The 14,081-nt window shown below is 65.8% G+C and carries 9 protein-coding genes; 5 read left to right on the top strand and 4 right to left on the bottom strand.

Annotated features, from left to right (window positions below):
• Positions 1-65 precede the first annotated feature (65 nt).
• From B1818_RS02390 to B1818_RS02380, 3 genes are read left to right on the top strand one after another with little or no spacing between them, the layout of a single operon-like run.
• On the top strand, positions 66-1,928 hold the full coding sequence (locus B1818_RS02390) for a DUF3556 domain-containing protein (protein WP_058250993.1): 1,863 nt from the start codon (positions 66-68) through the stop codon (positions 1,926-1,928).
• Positions 1,925-3,346, top strand: a complete 1,422-nt coding sequence (locus tag B1818_RS02385; RefSeq protein WP_058250994.1) for an NAD(P)/FAD-dependent oxidoreductase — start codon at positions 1,925-1,927, stop codon at positions 3,344-3,346. Before B1818_RS02390 ends, B1818_RS02385 begins: the two co-directional genes overlap by 4 nt.
• On the top strand, positions 3,343-4,665 hold the full coding sequence (locus B1818_RS02380; RefSeq protein WP_078111842.1) for a CdaR family transcriptional regulator: 1,323 nt from the start codon (positions 3,343-3,345) through the stop codon (positions 4,663-4,665). Before B1818_RS02385 ends, B1818_RS02380 begins: the two co-directional genes overlap by 4 nt.
• A 21-nt stretch (positions 4,666-4,686) precedes the next feature.
• Here the strand turns inward: B1818_RS02380 and B1818_RS02375 are convergent, their stop codons facing one another.
• The 3 genes from B1818_RS02375 to B1818_RS02365 form a co-directional block, all read right to left on the bottom strand.
• Entirely contained in the window at positions 4,687-6,423 is a 1,737-nt protein-coding gene (locus B1818_RS02375) for a SulP family inorganic anion transporter (protein ID WP_058250996.1), read from the bottom strand.
• Between the two features lie 73 nt (positions 6,424-6,496).
• Positions 6,497-6,973 carry a hypothetical protein gene (locus B1818_RS02370; RefSeq protein WP_254859523.1) on the bottom strand — a complete coding sequence of 159 codons (477 nt, stop codon included), beginning with the start codon at positions 6,971-6,973 and terminating at the stop codon, positions 6,497-6,499.
• Between the two features lie 101 nt (positions 6,974-7,074).
• Entirely contained in the window at positions 7,075-7,671 is a 597-nt protein-coding gene (locus B1818_RS02365; RefSeq protein ID WP_254859522.1) for a TetR/AcrR family transcriptional regulator, read from the bottom strand.
• Between the two features lie 36 nt (positions 7,672-7,707).
• Between B1818_RS02365 and B1818_RS02360 the strand changes: the two genes are divergently transcribed.
• Positions 7,708-8,664, top strand: a complete 957-nt coding sequence (locus B1818_RS02360) for a DMT family transporter (protein WP_078111840.1) — start codon at positions 7,708-7,710, stop codon at positions 8,662-8,664.
• A gap of 28 nt (positions 8,665-8,692) precedes the next feature.
• On the opposite strand, the gene B1818_RS02355 is transcribed toward B1818_RS02360, so the two are convergent.
• Positions 8,693-10,477, bottom strand: a complete 1,785-nt coding sequence (locus B1818_RS02355) for a DUF3556 domain-containing protein (protein WP_078111839.1) — start codon at positions 10,475-10,477, stop codon at positions 8,693-8,695.
• Positions 10,478-10,966: 489 nt separating this feature from the next.
• On the opposite strand from B1818_RS02355, the gene B1818_RS02350 reads away from it, so the two are divergent.
• Positions 10,967-13,984, top strand: a complete 3,018-nt coding sequence (locus B1818_RS02350) for a DEAD/DEAH box helicase (protein WP_368275282.1) — start codon at positions 10,967-10,969, stop codon at positions 13,982-13,984.
• The last annotated feature ends 97 nt before the right edge of the window (positions 13,985-14,081 follow it).

The raw sequence follows: 14,081 nt of genomic DNA, 5'->3' as shown, positions 1-14,081 counted from the left end.
CCGGTCCCACACCCAACCCACCCACACCTCAACCGACCCATTCACACGACAAGGAGTGCGCACCAATGGGACTCACCCAACCAGACTTTCCCCAAGTGGACCCGGAGACATTCCTCCAGCGGCCGTTCTTCGATCGGATCCGCGTGCTGGGAGCCCACTGGGCCGATCACGGCTTCGGCACGCCGAAGATGGTTCATCTGATCTATCTGATGAAAGTCTTCGTCTTCTACGGCGGTGTCGGGATCGTCCTCGCGACGCTGACGTCCGGACTCAACCCGCTGCACGTGACCGAGTGGTGGAACCAGCCGATCGTCTATCAGAAGCTGGTCTTGTGGACCGTGCTGGTGGAGGTCCTGGGCATCGGAGGGTCGTGGGGGCCGCTGGCCGGACATTTCAAACCGATGACCGGCGGCTTCCTGTACTGGCTGCGGCCACAGACGATCCGGCTTCCACCGTGGCCCGGCAAGGTGCCCTTCACCAAGGGTGACTCCCGCACCGCGTTCGACATCGCGGTCTACGCGCTCATTCTCGCGAATCTTGCTGTCGCGATAGCGCTCCCGGGTATCGCGTCGAACTCGCTTGACTCGGTGGTGGCCGACAACCAGGGATTGGTGAACCCCGTTCTGATGTACCCGCTCATCGCGCTGTTCGTGGTGATCGGCCTGCGGGACAAGGTCATCTTCATCGCGGCTCGCTCCGAGCAGTATCTCCCGGCGATGATCTTCTTCGGCGTCCTCCCGTTCGTCGACATGATCCTGGCGCTCAAACTGCTCATCGTGTCGGTGTGGGTCGGTGCCGGGATCTCCAAGCTGGGACATCATTTCTCGATGGTGATCCCGCCGATGCTGTCGAACACCCCGTGGTTGCCGAGCAAGAAGATCAAGCGGGCGCACTATCGCGACTTCCCCGAGGACATGCGGCCGTCGAAGCTGGCTGGCGGCGTCGGGCACGTCCTGGGCACCATCGTCGAGGTCGTCACCCCGCTGGTCTTGCTGTTCTCGACGAGCAAGTCGCTCACCGTGGCGGCGGTCGTCCTCATGGTGTGCTTCCACTTCTTCATCCTGTCGACGTTCCCACTGGCCGTTCCGCTCGAATGGAACCTGCTCTTCGCGTACGCCTCGGTGTTCCTGTTCCTCGGATTCCCGGCCTGGGACGGTTACGCGCTGACCGACACGTCGATGCCGTGGGCGATGGTGCTGATCGCCGCGGCGCTCTGCTTCTTCCCCGTGCTCGGCAACCTCCGTCCGGACCTGGTCTCGTTCCTCCCGTCGATGCGCCAGTACGCGGGGAACTGGGCGTCGGCCACGTGGGCTTTCGCGCCCGGTGCCGAGGAGAAGCTCGACCAGCACATCGTGCGGCCCGCGAAGAACACCCGCACCCAGCTCCTCGCTTCGTACCCGGCCGAGGTGGCCGATGTCGTGATGCACCAGCTGCTGGCCTGGCGTTCGATGCACAGCCAGGGGCGCGCGCTGTACTCGCTGATGATCCGTCATCTCGGGTCCGATATCGACACCTACACGCTGAGGGAGGCGGAGTTCTCGTGTAACTCGTTGGTGGCCTTCAACTTCGGTGACGGGCATCTCCATGACGAGCGGCTCATCGCGGCGCTGCAGAAGCGGTGCGGCTTCGCGCCGGGCGAGTTCACGGTGGTCTGGATCGAGTCCCAGCCGATTCACCGGGGCACGCAGCGGTTCAAGGTGATCGATGCGGCGCTGGGCGTCATCGAGACCGGGACCTACCGGGTGGTCGACGCGGTGAACGAGCAACCGTGGCTGCCCAACGGGCCCATCCCGTTCCAGGTCGACTGGACTCTCGACGTTGACGCTCGCCGCGCCGTCACCGATCCTGAGGTGGTGCATGAACCGAAGATGCGCTCCGATGACCGCAGCGCGACAACGGTCCGGCTGACCGATCAGGCGCCGCAGTGACCACAGCTGTCGTGGTCGGCGGCGGGCCCAACGGGCTCGCCGCCGCTCTGCACCTGGCGCGCAACGGTGTCGACGTGCAGGTCCTGGAGGCGGCCGAGGTCGTCGGTGGTGGGGCCCGGTCGGGCGAACTGACGGTCCCGGGCGTCATCCACGACCACTGTTCGGCCTTCCATCCGCTGGGCGTGGGATCGCCGTTCTGGGCGGAGGTCGGTCTCGAGCGGTACGGGCTGGCGTGGAAGTGGCCCGACGCCGACTGCGCGCACCCTCTCGATTCCGGCGACGCCGGATTGCTGTTCCGGTCGATCGGTGCCACGGCGGCGGGACTGGGCGCCGACGGATCGCGCTGGCAGGCGATGTTCGGTGATCTGGCCGAGCATTTCGACGATCTCGGCGACGATCTGCTCCGCCCGGTCGTGCACGTGCCCGGTCACCCGATTCGCCTCGCATCGTTCGGCCCGCGAGCCATCCTGCCTGCCACCGTGCTCGCGCGCTGGTTCCGTACCGAGCGTGCCCGTGCGCTGTACGGCGGGATCGCGGCACACCTGTTCTCCCGGTTGGACCGTCCGCTCACCGCGTCACTCGGGCTCATGATCGCAGCGAGCGGGCATCGTTACGGATGGCCGGTGGCCGAGGGCGGTTCGGGAGCGATCACCGCGGCGATCGTCGGCGCACTGCGGGATTCGGGCGGCAAGATCGAGACCGGTGTCCGGGTGAGCTCGCGTGCCGACCTGCCGCGGGCGGACATCACGCTGCTCGACCTGTCCCCGGCGCAGGTGCTCTCGATCTTCGGCGACGAGATGCCGGCTCGAATTCGCCGCTCGTACCGGCGTTATCGAATCGGGTCGTCGGCCTACAAGGTCGACTTCGCGATCGACGGGGACATCCCGTGGTCGAATCCGGACTGCCTGCGCGCCGGGACAGTGCACCTCGGCGGGAGTTTCGCGGAGATCGCCCACACCGAGCGACAGCGCGCGGCCGGTGTGATGGTCCCACGGCCGTTCGTCCTGCTCGGTCAGCAGTACATCGCCGATCCCGGTCGCAGTGCGGGCGGGGTCAATCCGATCTACGCGTACGCGCATGTCCCTCGAGGTTTCGACGGAGATGCCACCGAGCAGATCGTCGCGCAGATCGAGAGATTCGCACCGGGATTCCGTGATCGGATCGTGGCGACGGTCAGCACGGGTACCGAACAGCTCCACTCGTCGAACGCCAACTTCGCGGGTGGGGACATCATCGGCGGAGCGAACGACGGCCTGCAGATGGTCCTGCGACCCCGTGCCGCGCTCGATCCGTACGCGATCGGCGTACCGGGCGTGTACATCTGCTCTCAAGCGAGTCCACCCGGTGCCGGTATCCACGGGTTGTGCGGATACCACGCCGCCGAGTCGGCGTTGCGGTACGCACGGTCGCGACGATGACCGCGTCGCGACCGTCGCGTGCGCTGTGGACGGCGGGGGACGCCGCGCGCGACCGGTTGGCCGGAGTGCCCGCGGCGGCCGGGTCCGAGCTGCTCGAGCAGGCGGCCATGATCGCGAAGACTCTGCACGAGAACGTGTCCGACATCGTCACCGAGTTGAGCGCCATGATGGCCCGGGAGATCGATCAGCTCGACACCGATCCCAAGCTCGTGGAGTTGCTCGAGGCGAGCGTGCACGGCAACGTCTCGACGATCATCCACGTCCTGGCGAACGACATTCCGATCGAACACCTGCAACCGACCACCGCCGCAGTGGAATACGCGCTGCGTCTGGCGCAACGGGACGTGCCGTCGAACTCGCTCGTGCGGGCCTACCATCTCGGGCAGAACAGCGTGATGCGTGAATGTTACCGACTGGTCGAGGATCTCGACCTCGGCGCCGGACAGTCGATGGCGTTGACCCGGCACATCTCCGATGTGTTGTCCGGATACATCGACTGGATCTCCCTGTACGTGTTCGAGGCGTACGAAGACGAACGCCGACGGTGGCTCGGCGTCGAGGGCAACGTGCAATCAGCGGCCATCCACTCGTTCCTCGACGGCGCCGAATCCGATGAGCGGGCCTTCGAGTCCGAGACCGGTTACGCGCTCGACCGCAGGCACCTCGCGCTCATCCTGTGGTCATTCGACGACGAACCCCGCGAACTGGTCGCGCTCACCCACGCGGCCCGCGAACTCGGTACCCGGGTGGGCGGAGGCTCCCCGCCGATCGTCACCGCGATCGACCGGTCGACGGTCTGGGCCTGGATTCCACTGGTCGGACGGGACGTCACCGACGGTTCGTCGGTGACCGCGGTGCGCTCGACCGTGCCGGCGGGAATCCGAGTCGCGGTGGGCCTTCCCGCATCCGGGGCACGGGGTTTCCGGAGAACCCACGAGCAGGCACTCGCCGCCTACTCGGTGGCGACCATGCCGGGTGGTGCGGCGAGTCGGGTGATCGGATTCGGCGACCGAGGTGTGGCCGTGGTGTCCCTGCTGGCGCAGGACCTCGAGTCGACGCGGGCGTGGGTCCACGAGGTCCTCGGCGGACTCGCCGAGGACTCCCCGAACGCGAACATGCTGCGGGAGACGCTGTCGGTGTATTTCGCCACCAAGGAAAGCCACCTCCACACCGCTGAACGGCTCAACCTCCACCGCAACACGGTGAAGTATCGCGTCGGCAAGGCGCTCGCCGAGGTCCCGGCGGACCGCGACCGCCTGGATCTCGCTCTGGCGCTGACGGTGTGTGAATTCCTCGGGCCGGTGATCTTCGCGCACTGAGGGGCGTCCGATGTCGCGGTGTCAGATCCCGTCGTTCGACTTCTGGACGTCTCGGCGGGGTTGCCCGGTGATCTCGTCGATCTTCGCGCCGGTAGTGGGCGCGAAATGCGTGTCGTCGAACCGGGGTCTGCCGTCGACGCGCAGGTCATAGCGTCGGAGAATGTCTCGCACCGGGTCCTTCATCTCCGCGAAGACAAGGGTGATGCCGTGGCTACGGAGATAGTCGTCCAGTTCGACGAGTTCGTCGACGGCGGTGGCGTCGATGTCGACGATGGGTTCGGCGGCGATGATCACGGTGTGGAGCTCTCGCCCCGCTGTTCTCGCCTCGCGGACTTTGCCTCGGACGTAGTCGTCGAACATGCCGCCGTTGGCGAAGAACAACGGGGCGTCGAATCGGATGATGAGCACACCGTCGATGCGTTCGGCCTCGGGATGGCGGGTCACATCGTGGTAGCCGCGCAGTCCCGGAACCCGCCCCAACTCCGTCCGGTACGGTCGCCACGCGAGATTCACGAAGGCGATGAACGACAGGCCGATCGCAACCAGGATGCCTTGCAGGACACCGATCAGCGCGACACCGAGGAACGCGGCGATCGACAGCGCACCCTCGACCCAGTTTGCGCGGAACAGCGCCACCACGCCGGAGATGTCGATCAGCGAGATGGCCGCGGCGATCACGACGGCGGCCAGCGCTGCTGACGGAAGGTAGGCGGTGACTCCCGGTGCGACGAAGATGAACACGACGATCAGAAGCGCCCCGACGACCGCGGCGAGTTGGGATTTGGCGCCGGCCTGTTCGGCCACCGGGGTGCGGGAGGACGACGCCGAGATCGCGAAGCCGCTCAGGAAGCCGGTGGCGATGTTCGCGGTGCCGATGGCCGCCATCTCCTGGCTGCCGTTGACCTGGTCACCCGCACGCGCGGCGAATGTTCGCGACAGCACGCTGGTGTCCGCGAACGCGATCAGCGCGATACCGACGGCCGGGCCGATCAGGCTGATGACGTCGTCGAGGGTCACGCCTTCCAGGGACGGCGACGGGAATCCGCGGGGCATCGCTCCGACGACCGGCAGGTCATCGGACCAGCCGAAGACCGCGACCGCGATGATCGAGGCCACCACCGCGACCAGAACTCCGGGAATCGCTTTGCGCCAGAACTTGAGTGCGAAGATCAGGACCAGGCACGACACCCCGATGACCGTCGGCAGCAGCTCGGCCTCGCCGGACGTGACGCCCCGGACGATGTCGATCGCCTCCTGGAGGACCGAATCGCCATCGACGCTGAAGCCCAACAGTTTCGGCAACTGGCTGAGCACCACGACCAGTGCGATCCCGTTGAGGTAGCCGATGCGGATCGGTTTGGACAGCAGGTCGGTGACGAAGCCGAGCCGGAGGAGGCCGCCGATCAGGAGGACCAGACCGACCTCGATGGCGAGCACGCCGGCCAAGGCGATGCGCTCGGCGTCGAACGCGGCGAGCGGAATGATCGACGCCGCGATGATCGGGGCGAGCGACGAGTCGGGCCCGAGGACCAAGATGCGGGACGGTCCGACGACGGCGTAGACGAGCAGCGGTATGACCGTCGCGTAGAGACCGGTGACCGGCGGCAACCCGGCGACTTCGGCGTACCCCATGCCGGCGGGAATGAGCAACGCCGTCAGGACGATCCCGGCGACGATGTCACCCTTCAGCCACGACCGCTCGTAGCTGCGGAGCACTCCCAATCCGGGCAGGAATCGTGAGACCGTTTCCGGTTGCATCAGGCGATTATGAGCCGTGGCGGCGGTTTCGGCTTCTCTTTGCCCAGTAGTTGTCGTGCCGTGTGCGATCGTGTCAGGCGGTTACCGACCGGGAGGCGGTTCGCGGGTCCGTTGCCCGCGTCGGGATCACGGGCGACAGGGCCAGGGCGATGGTGCCGGTGACCGTGAGATGCGCGGGGGCCTCGGCGTACAGGGTGCGACGATGCCGGGACAGGTCGACGACGGTGATGTCGAGCATGGTCGCACCCGCCAGATGAGTCCCCGGGAAAGCGACATCGAGCAACGCGGAGTGGAGTGGGAGGGCGGCGTCGACGTAGACGACGACGCGGCCGTGGGCGACGACTGCAGACGTGATCCGGGTGACCAGCGTCGGGTACCACACCCCGGTCGGGCACAGGGATTGGCAGACGGGCCCGCCGTCGGCGTCGAGGTAGAACGCGATCTTGCGGTGCAGCGATTCTGCGCGGAGGGACAGGTCGCCGGCGACGACGTCCAGTCCGACGGTGCGTAACGGTGTTCCCCACGTCGCGGTGTCGAACGATCTGGTCACGGTGACGCCTTTCAGAGAGGGCAGTATGTCGAACAAGGTCACCGGATCAGATGTACTCCGCATCATGTTGCTGCGGAACGCATCCGGGCGCTAAGAGTTCGTCAATTCGACTGCTGGCCGTCGAAGACCTCGAGTGCGAAATCGCGAGCCGCGTCGAGAGCTCCCGGCTCGACCCCCATCCCGGCGGTCACCAGCGCGCCCTCATGGAGGGTGAACAGTCGCTGTGCCAATGTGCGCGGGTCGGGCGCGCCGGCCTTCGTCGCGATCGAGGCGAAGAGGTCCCGTAGCTCGTGTTTCTGGCCGACGATGATCGAGAACGCGGGATGCCCGGGATCGCTGATCTCGGCGTGCGCGTTGATCATCGCGCACCCCTTGTGACCGCGGTCCGCCGACCAGTCCCGCGTGGCGTCGAAGATCGCGGCGAGTTGTGCGCTCGGCGACGCATCGGCGGCGTCCAGTCGGGACCGGAGGAACTCTTGCCAGGCGGCGTTGCGGGCACGCAGATACTCGACGACCAGTTGCTCTTTGGAACCGAAGCGGTCATACAGCGTTCGTTTGGTGACGCCTGCGGCAGCGGCGATCGAGTCGACGCCAACGGCGTGGATGCCGTGTTCGTAGAACAGTGCCGAGGCCGCGTCGAGGATGAGTCGGGCCTTGGGTGTCCACTCCACGGTCGAGAGTGTGGTCTCGGCAGTCACAGGACAAAGACTACACCGATCGGTAAGGTCGGCGGCATGCAAACTTCACAGATCGGTATACCAGCGCGATGGGTGACAGTTGTCATGTCGGCGGTGTTCGTCGTCTGTTGGTCGTCGGGTTTCATCGGCGCGAAGCTGGGCGCGGGTGAGGCGCCGGTGCTCACGGTCCTCATGTGGCGCTTTCTGGTGGTGGCGTTCTTGCTCGGCGTTGTCGTGTACATCCTGTGGCGTCGGCGGGGTCTCGCGCCGATGTCCGGGCGAGCGATCGGTTCCCAGGTCGTCATCGGTGCGCTCTCGCAAGCCGGCTACACGGTCACGGTGTACTGGGCGATCGCTCTCGGCGTCAGTACCGGGACGACCGCACTCATCGACGGTGTCCAACCGCTCGTCGTCGCCGCACTGGCAGGTCCGTTGCTCGGGGCGGTCACCCACCGACGACAGTGGTGGGGTCTGCTCGTCGGGGCGGCCGGGGTTGTACTGGTCACCTGGTCGGACGCGACGTCGTCGGCGGACGCGCCGTGGTGGGCTTACCTCGTGCCGCTGCTCGGTATGGCCGCGCTGGTTGCCGCCACCTTCCTCGAACGACGCGTCGCCGACCCGCCGTCACCCGTGGTCATCCTGGCGATCCACTGCGGCGTCTCCGCGGTGATCTTCACCGCGGCAGGCCTTCTCGCGGGGGTGGCGGTGCCGCCGACCGACCGCACCTTCTGGCTCGCGATCGCCTGGCTGTCGATCCTGTCGACGCTCGGCGGTTACGGGTTGTACTGGATACTCCTACGACGGTCCGGCGTCACCTCGGTGAACACGCTGATGTTCCTGATGCCACCCGTCACCGCGGTGTGGGGCACCGCGATGTACGACGAACCCTTCGGGTGGGCAACGGCTCTCGGGCTTGCCATGGCGGGCGGCGCCACCTGGGTCGTGAATCGGGCGGAGTCGTCGACCGAGGTGCGTGATCGGCGCCGGGCTGCCGAAGCTGTGGGGGCATTGTGATTCGCCTGGCGGACCCAATCGCCCCGACTCACCCGGTGGGATCTGCCAGGCCGTCGTCGGCGCGCCAGGTCACCGTGACGGGAACCTGGTCGTCCCACGGCTGTCGCGTGACCAGGTCGGCAACGCGTACGTATCCGCGTTCGAACTCGCCGACGGCCGGGTCGACGAGGCGGTACTCCTGCGTCTGTCGGTGGATCGGTTGCGCGTCGAGCAGTACGATCCGGACCTCCCCGGGCTCGAAATGACAACGTCGCTGCAAGGATTCGATGAGCTGCTCGTTGGAGAGATGCCCGTCGCCGAAGTTCCAGCCCATCGCCGTGCTGCAGATTCGTTCGCCGTCGGTCAGTACATACTCCGACTCCGCAACGCCGTTCTCTTCCGGCCCGCTCGCTCCGCTCCCGGCGCCGGCCATCGCTCGGTGCGCCAACGTGAACAGCGCCCGACCGTGACTGTTGAACGAGCGGAACGCATATCCCATGTAGAGCGGGATCTGGGCCGCTTCGGGACTGCCGTAGAACCGTTCGAGCTGTGCGGCCGGCATGGACGCGATGGCGACGATGCCCTGTTCGATCTTCGCCGACGCGGACGGTTTGATGCACCACAGGCCGGTGTCCCAATTGCCGGCGTAGTAGCGCAAGCCGGGCAGGAACGAGACCTTGCGCGGCATCAGGTTCCCGATGATCACCGTGCCGGCGGACACTGCGAAGAGCACTATCGGCCAGGGTGATTGGAGGTCGGCGAGTCCGATGTCGGTGTGACCGACGAAGATCGCCAGGATGCCGAACATCATGAAGACGTTCCACTCCAGCGGGACGCCCATCGGGATCGACGACAGGATGCCGAAATGGAAGATCAGCATGATCGTCGCCGCCACCGCGGTCACCCACCCGCCGTGGGAGAAGAACAGGACGAGCGGCACGAGTCCTTCGACCGCAGTGGAGAAGTGCGCGATCCATCGTGATCGACGGCCTGGCCGCAGGTCGTCGGGAAAGTTCTCGAAGAACTTCCGTTTGATCTTCGGGGAACGCCAGATCGGGTTGTTGGACATCATCGTCGCGATGACGAACGGGAAGTGCTTGTTCAGCTTCGACGTCGCCGCCCCGAGCCAGATGCAGAGGAAGACCAGCTTCGCGGCGATGATCATGTCGACACCGCTGAAGAGGAACGCCACGGTGAACGCGCCGTACACCTCACCGCGCGCCGCGAGAAAGACGGTTTTGTCACGCAGACCGATCGCCGCGAGCACACCCAGGACGGCCCAGATCTGCCAGCTGGGGAGGACGCCGACGGTCGTGTCCAGCTCCGGGATCGCGCCGCTACCCGGACTGAACAGCGCGATGACCAGCAAGATGAGCAGGGCGCCATAGAGGATGACGTCGACCGGGTTACGGGAATCGCCGGCAGTCAACGGGATCCGTGGCCATGGTGGCTGCCGGATCGTCTCCGGACGTAGCCAGTAGAGGATCGAACCCAGGGGCGGGAAGAACCGGTTGTTCAGCGGACCGAACCCGCATCCCAGACCGACGACCTCGAACAGCATCGTGTAGAGCACGACCTTCTGGAAGACGATCGGCTCGTTGTACCAGTCGGTGACGTCGAAGAAGCCGTCGATCCCGGGTGTACTGATCACGACGACCCAGCCGACAAGGGCGTAGAGGAGGATCTTGCCGACGTAGAACAGGTGCAGCGCCACCGGTGTCCCGAACCCGACCTCGGCCCAGTGCCGGGCCATCGGCTTGATCTTCTCCGCACGCGTGCCCTGACTCCATGTCGGGAAGTCGATATCCGGCGTGGTCTGCTTCAGGAATCCCATTGACCGGAAAGTAGCAAACCAAGTGCTTGCTTGGTACCGATTCGGCGAGCCTGTGGAGAAACGCGCATGGCCTCCGGTGCGCTGGAGACGTGGCGTCCCGCTGCCGGCAGCATGGCCTAGCCTCGTCGTGTGGCAGCGTTCGATCAGTTATCGCCCGCAGAGTCGGGCCTGCTCTTGCATTTCGACGTCGCGACGATAGGCCGAGGTGCGGCATACGCACAGCAGGGGCGCGTAGCTCTCGAGGACTGGGACCCGTTATCCATGTCGGCGACCGGGACCTGCGTCGGTTCGAGTGGCGAACTGTATGCACTCGAGATCGCTTTCAGTGAGGGCGCCCGCGGATATGTGGTCGGCGTCGCTGAATGCGACTGTCCGGTCGGTGCCAACTGCAAGCACACCGTTGCTCTGGCGCTGGGGGTGATGCGTGCAGGACTCATCGGTGCGTTGCCTCGACACGTTGGGCATGCATCAGCGCCGTGGCGGACGTTATTGGGCGACCTCGTCGCCGGTGCCACCCCGAAAGAGCCGGGATCGGCTCCCATCGGTCTGCTCGTCGAGATCGACGATCCCGAGTGGATGAGCCTGAAGACGGTGACATTGCGCCTGGTGACCCACGGCAAGAAGGGCAATTGGGTACGCACGGGGATCACGTGGAGTTCCATCGAGCCGGGATATGTGACCGAGTACTACAGATCCACCACCGACCATCCAGCTGAGTACTTCGACCCCGTTCACCTGGCGCGAGTCCGTGCCATCCACCTCTGCGCCGGGGACAAGCACCTGTACGGAACCTCCCAGGTTCACCGGCTGGACCAGGCGTCCGCCGAGATCTGGACCGCTCTACGGGCGGCGGTCGACGATGGTGTCGTACTGGTGGCGCACAAGTCGACGGGCGCGAAGAAGGTCGAGTTGCTTCCACCGGCGACGGCCGCGTTGACCGTCGATCGCGACGACGAGGGTCTCGTGGTGTCGGGCGGTGTCGACTTCCCGACCGTCGGGCCGTCTGAGGACGACGCTCTGATGCTGTTCGGATCGGTGCCTCACGGAGCGAGCCTGGTACGAGGCGGCACGATGTTCCTGGCGCCGCTCGTCGACGACGGGTCGTCGAAAGCCCTCCGGGCACTGCTCGACGCCGGGACGGTCAGAATTCCCGACACCGACATCGCGGAGTTCGCCGACGAGGTCCTCCCCGACCTCGCCGGTCGGATGTCTGTGACCGTGGCCGATGGCGCAGTGACCCGACCGGAGATCACCGGTCCCGACGCGGCAGTCACGCTTCGGGTCGCCGACGACGGCGGCGCGCACCTCGAGTGGGGTGTCGTGTACCGCGTGAACGGGAGCAGACGATTCTTCCCGTCAGGCCAGAACTCGGGGTTCGGTGACGACGTGGCCGAACGTCGCCTGTGGAAGCAACTCCGTGGTCACCTCGAAGCTGCGGCTCGGGTGTGTGATCGATGGCAGATCCAGGTCGCCGGGTTTCCGGGAAGCAAGTTCGCAGACGATCCGGAACTCGCCGAGATGAGTCGCGACGAAGCTCTCGCATCGGCATCGATTGCGCTCCTGACCCGCCGCTACCGCTATTCGCCCGTCGACACTGCGCGTTTCGTCACCGAAGTCGCCCCGGAGCTGCGGGCTGCCGGGATCGAGGTAGAGATCGTCGGTGACCTCCCCGACTACCGCGCCGCAGAGGTCGTCCCCGAGATCGGTTTCGGTGCCGAACGGTCCGATGACAACGACTGGCTCGGCCTGTCGATCACTGTCGAGGTCGACGGCGTCGCGGTGCCGCTGCACCAGGTGCTGACGGCGCTGTCGAACGGCGCAACACACATGCTGTTGCCCGACGGGGCCTACTTCGTACTCGACACCCCGGAACTGCAACGCCTGGCCGAACTGGTGGCCGAGGCTCGCGACCTGGGAGAACTCGACCGCGGGCGGGTCCGCCGGGATACGCACAACGCCACTCTGTGGGACGAGCTGCTCGAACTCGGCACCGTGGTCGACGACCTCGCACAGTGGCGGAACCAGCTGAAGCGTCTGGCCGCTGCGACACCGCCGGTGCCGTGTCCGGTGCCGACCGGGCTGCATGCGGACCTGCGTGACTATCAGAGGGCCGGCCTCGACTGGCTGAACTTTCTGTGGGAGAACAGGATCGGCGGTGTTCTGGCCGATGACATGGGTCTGGGCAAGACCCTCCAGTCGCTCGCACTGGTCGCGAAGGTCATCGAGGAGGATCCGCAGGCTCGCGTTCTCGTGGTCGCGCCGACCAGCGTGATCTCGAACTGGGCTGTCGAAGCCGAACGCTTCGTGCCCGGTCTGAGGATTGCGACGGTGACCGAGACGAGCGCGCGGGCGAAGATCGCGTTCGCCGATCGGATCGAGGGAGCGCAACTGGTCGTCACCTCGTATGCGCTGATGCGCATCGGTATCGACGAGTTCACATCGGCCAGTTGGTCGGCCGTGTTCTTCGACGAGGCACAGTTCGTCAAGAACCACGCCAGCAAAGCTCATCAGTGCGCTCGCCGTCTTGATGCCGAGATCAAGATCGCGATCACCGGCACGCCGCTGGAGAACAATCTGATGGAACTGTGGTCTCTGATGGCGTTGACCGTGCCGGGTCTGTTCCCGTCGGCGAAGACGTTCACGTCGTATTTCCGCAAGCCGATCGAAAGTGGCTCGGAGCCTGGGCGGTTGGCGTTGCTACGACGACGAATTCGCCCGATCATGCTGCGGCGCACGAAGCATCAGGTCGCCACGGACCTGCCCGCCAAGCAGGAACAGGTGCTGTCGATCAGCCTGAACCCGAAGCACGACAAGCTGTATCAGACGCGCCTCACGCGGGAGCGGCAGAGCGTGCTCGGCCTGCTCGACGACTTCGACGGCAACCGGTTCCAGATCTTCCGATCCCTCACCATGCTCCGGCAACTGAGCCTGCACGCCGGGCTCGTCGACGAGAAGCACACCGACATCGACTCGGCGAAGGTCGAGTTCCTCGTCGAGCAGATTCCCGAGCTCATCGCCGAAGGGCACTCCGCCCTGATCTTCAGCCAGTTCACCGGCTTCCTCCGATTGCTCGAACGCGCCCTGGACGATGCCGGCGTCGAATACAGCTACCTCGACGGATCGATGACCGCGCGTCGGCGAACCGCGGCGATCAAGCAGTTCACGAGCGGGGCGTCGAAGGTGTTCCTGATCAGTCTCAAGGCAGGCGGTTTCGGGCTGAACCTGACCGAGGCGGACTACTGTTTCGTGTGCGATCCGTGGTGGAATCCGGCAGCCGAGGCCCAGGCCGTGGACCGCGCCCATCGCATCGGTCAGACTCGTCCGGTCACGGTCTATCGCTTGGTGTCGGCGAACACGATCGAAGAGAAGGTGGTTGCGCTGCAACAACGTAAGCGCGACCTGTTCGACGCTGTGGTCGACGATGGGGACCTCTTCGGCGCCGCCATCGACGCCGACGACATCCGCGAGTTGCTCGGCGGCTCGCCGGCCGGGTCTGACCCGAAGTGACTCACGGGCCTCGGCGACAGATGGACTTCATCTCGACCCATGAACGTCGGTCGGAGTCCATCACCCGAGTGTGAGTCCATTGGTCCGGACCACAGTG

This window comes from Gordonia sp. IITR100 (genome assembly GCF_002009645.1).
GTDB lineage: Bacteria > Actinomycetota > Actinomycetes > Mycobacteriales > Mycobacteriaceae > Gordonia > Gordonia hongkongensis.
Note: the sequence above shows the minus strand (reverse complement) of the source record. Positions and strands in the feature narration are given on the sequence as shown.

Excerpts from the sequence above, each read along its gene's own strand:
- B1818_RS02390 (WP_058250993.1), top strand. The coding sequence starts at position 66 with ATGGGACTCACCCAACCAGACTTTCCCCAAGTGGACCCGGAGACATTC.
- B1818_RS02380 (WP_078111842.1), top strand. The coding sequence starts at position 3,343 with ATGACCGCGTCGCGACCGTCGCGTGCGCTGTGGACGGCGGGGGACGCC.
- B1818_RS02375 (WP_058250996.1), bottom strand. The coding sequence starts at position 6,423 with ATGCAACCGGAAACGGTCTCACGATTCCTGCCCGGATTGGGAGTGCTC.
- B1818_RS02360 (WP_078111840.1), top strand. The coding sequence starts at position 7,708 with ATGCAAACTTCACAGATCGGTATACCAGCGCGATGGGTGACAGTTGTC.
- B1818_RS02355 (WP_078111839.1), bottom strand. The coding sequence starts at position 10,477 with ATGGGATTCCTGAAGCAGACCACGCCGGATATCGACTTCCCGACATGG.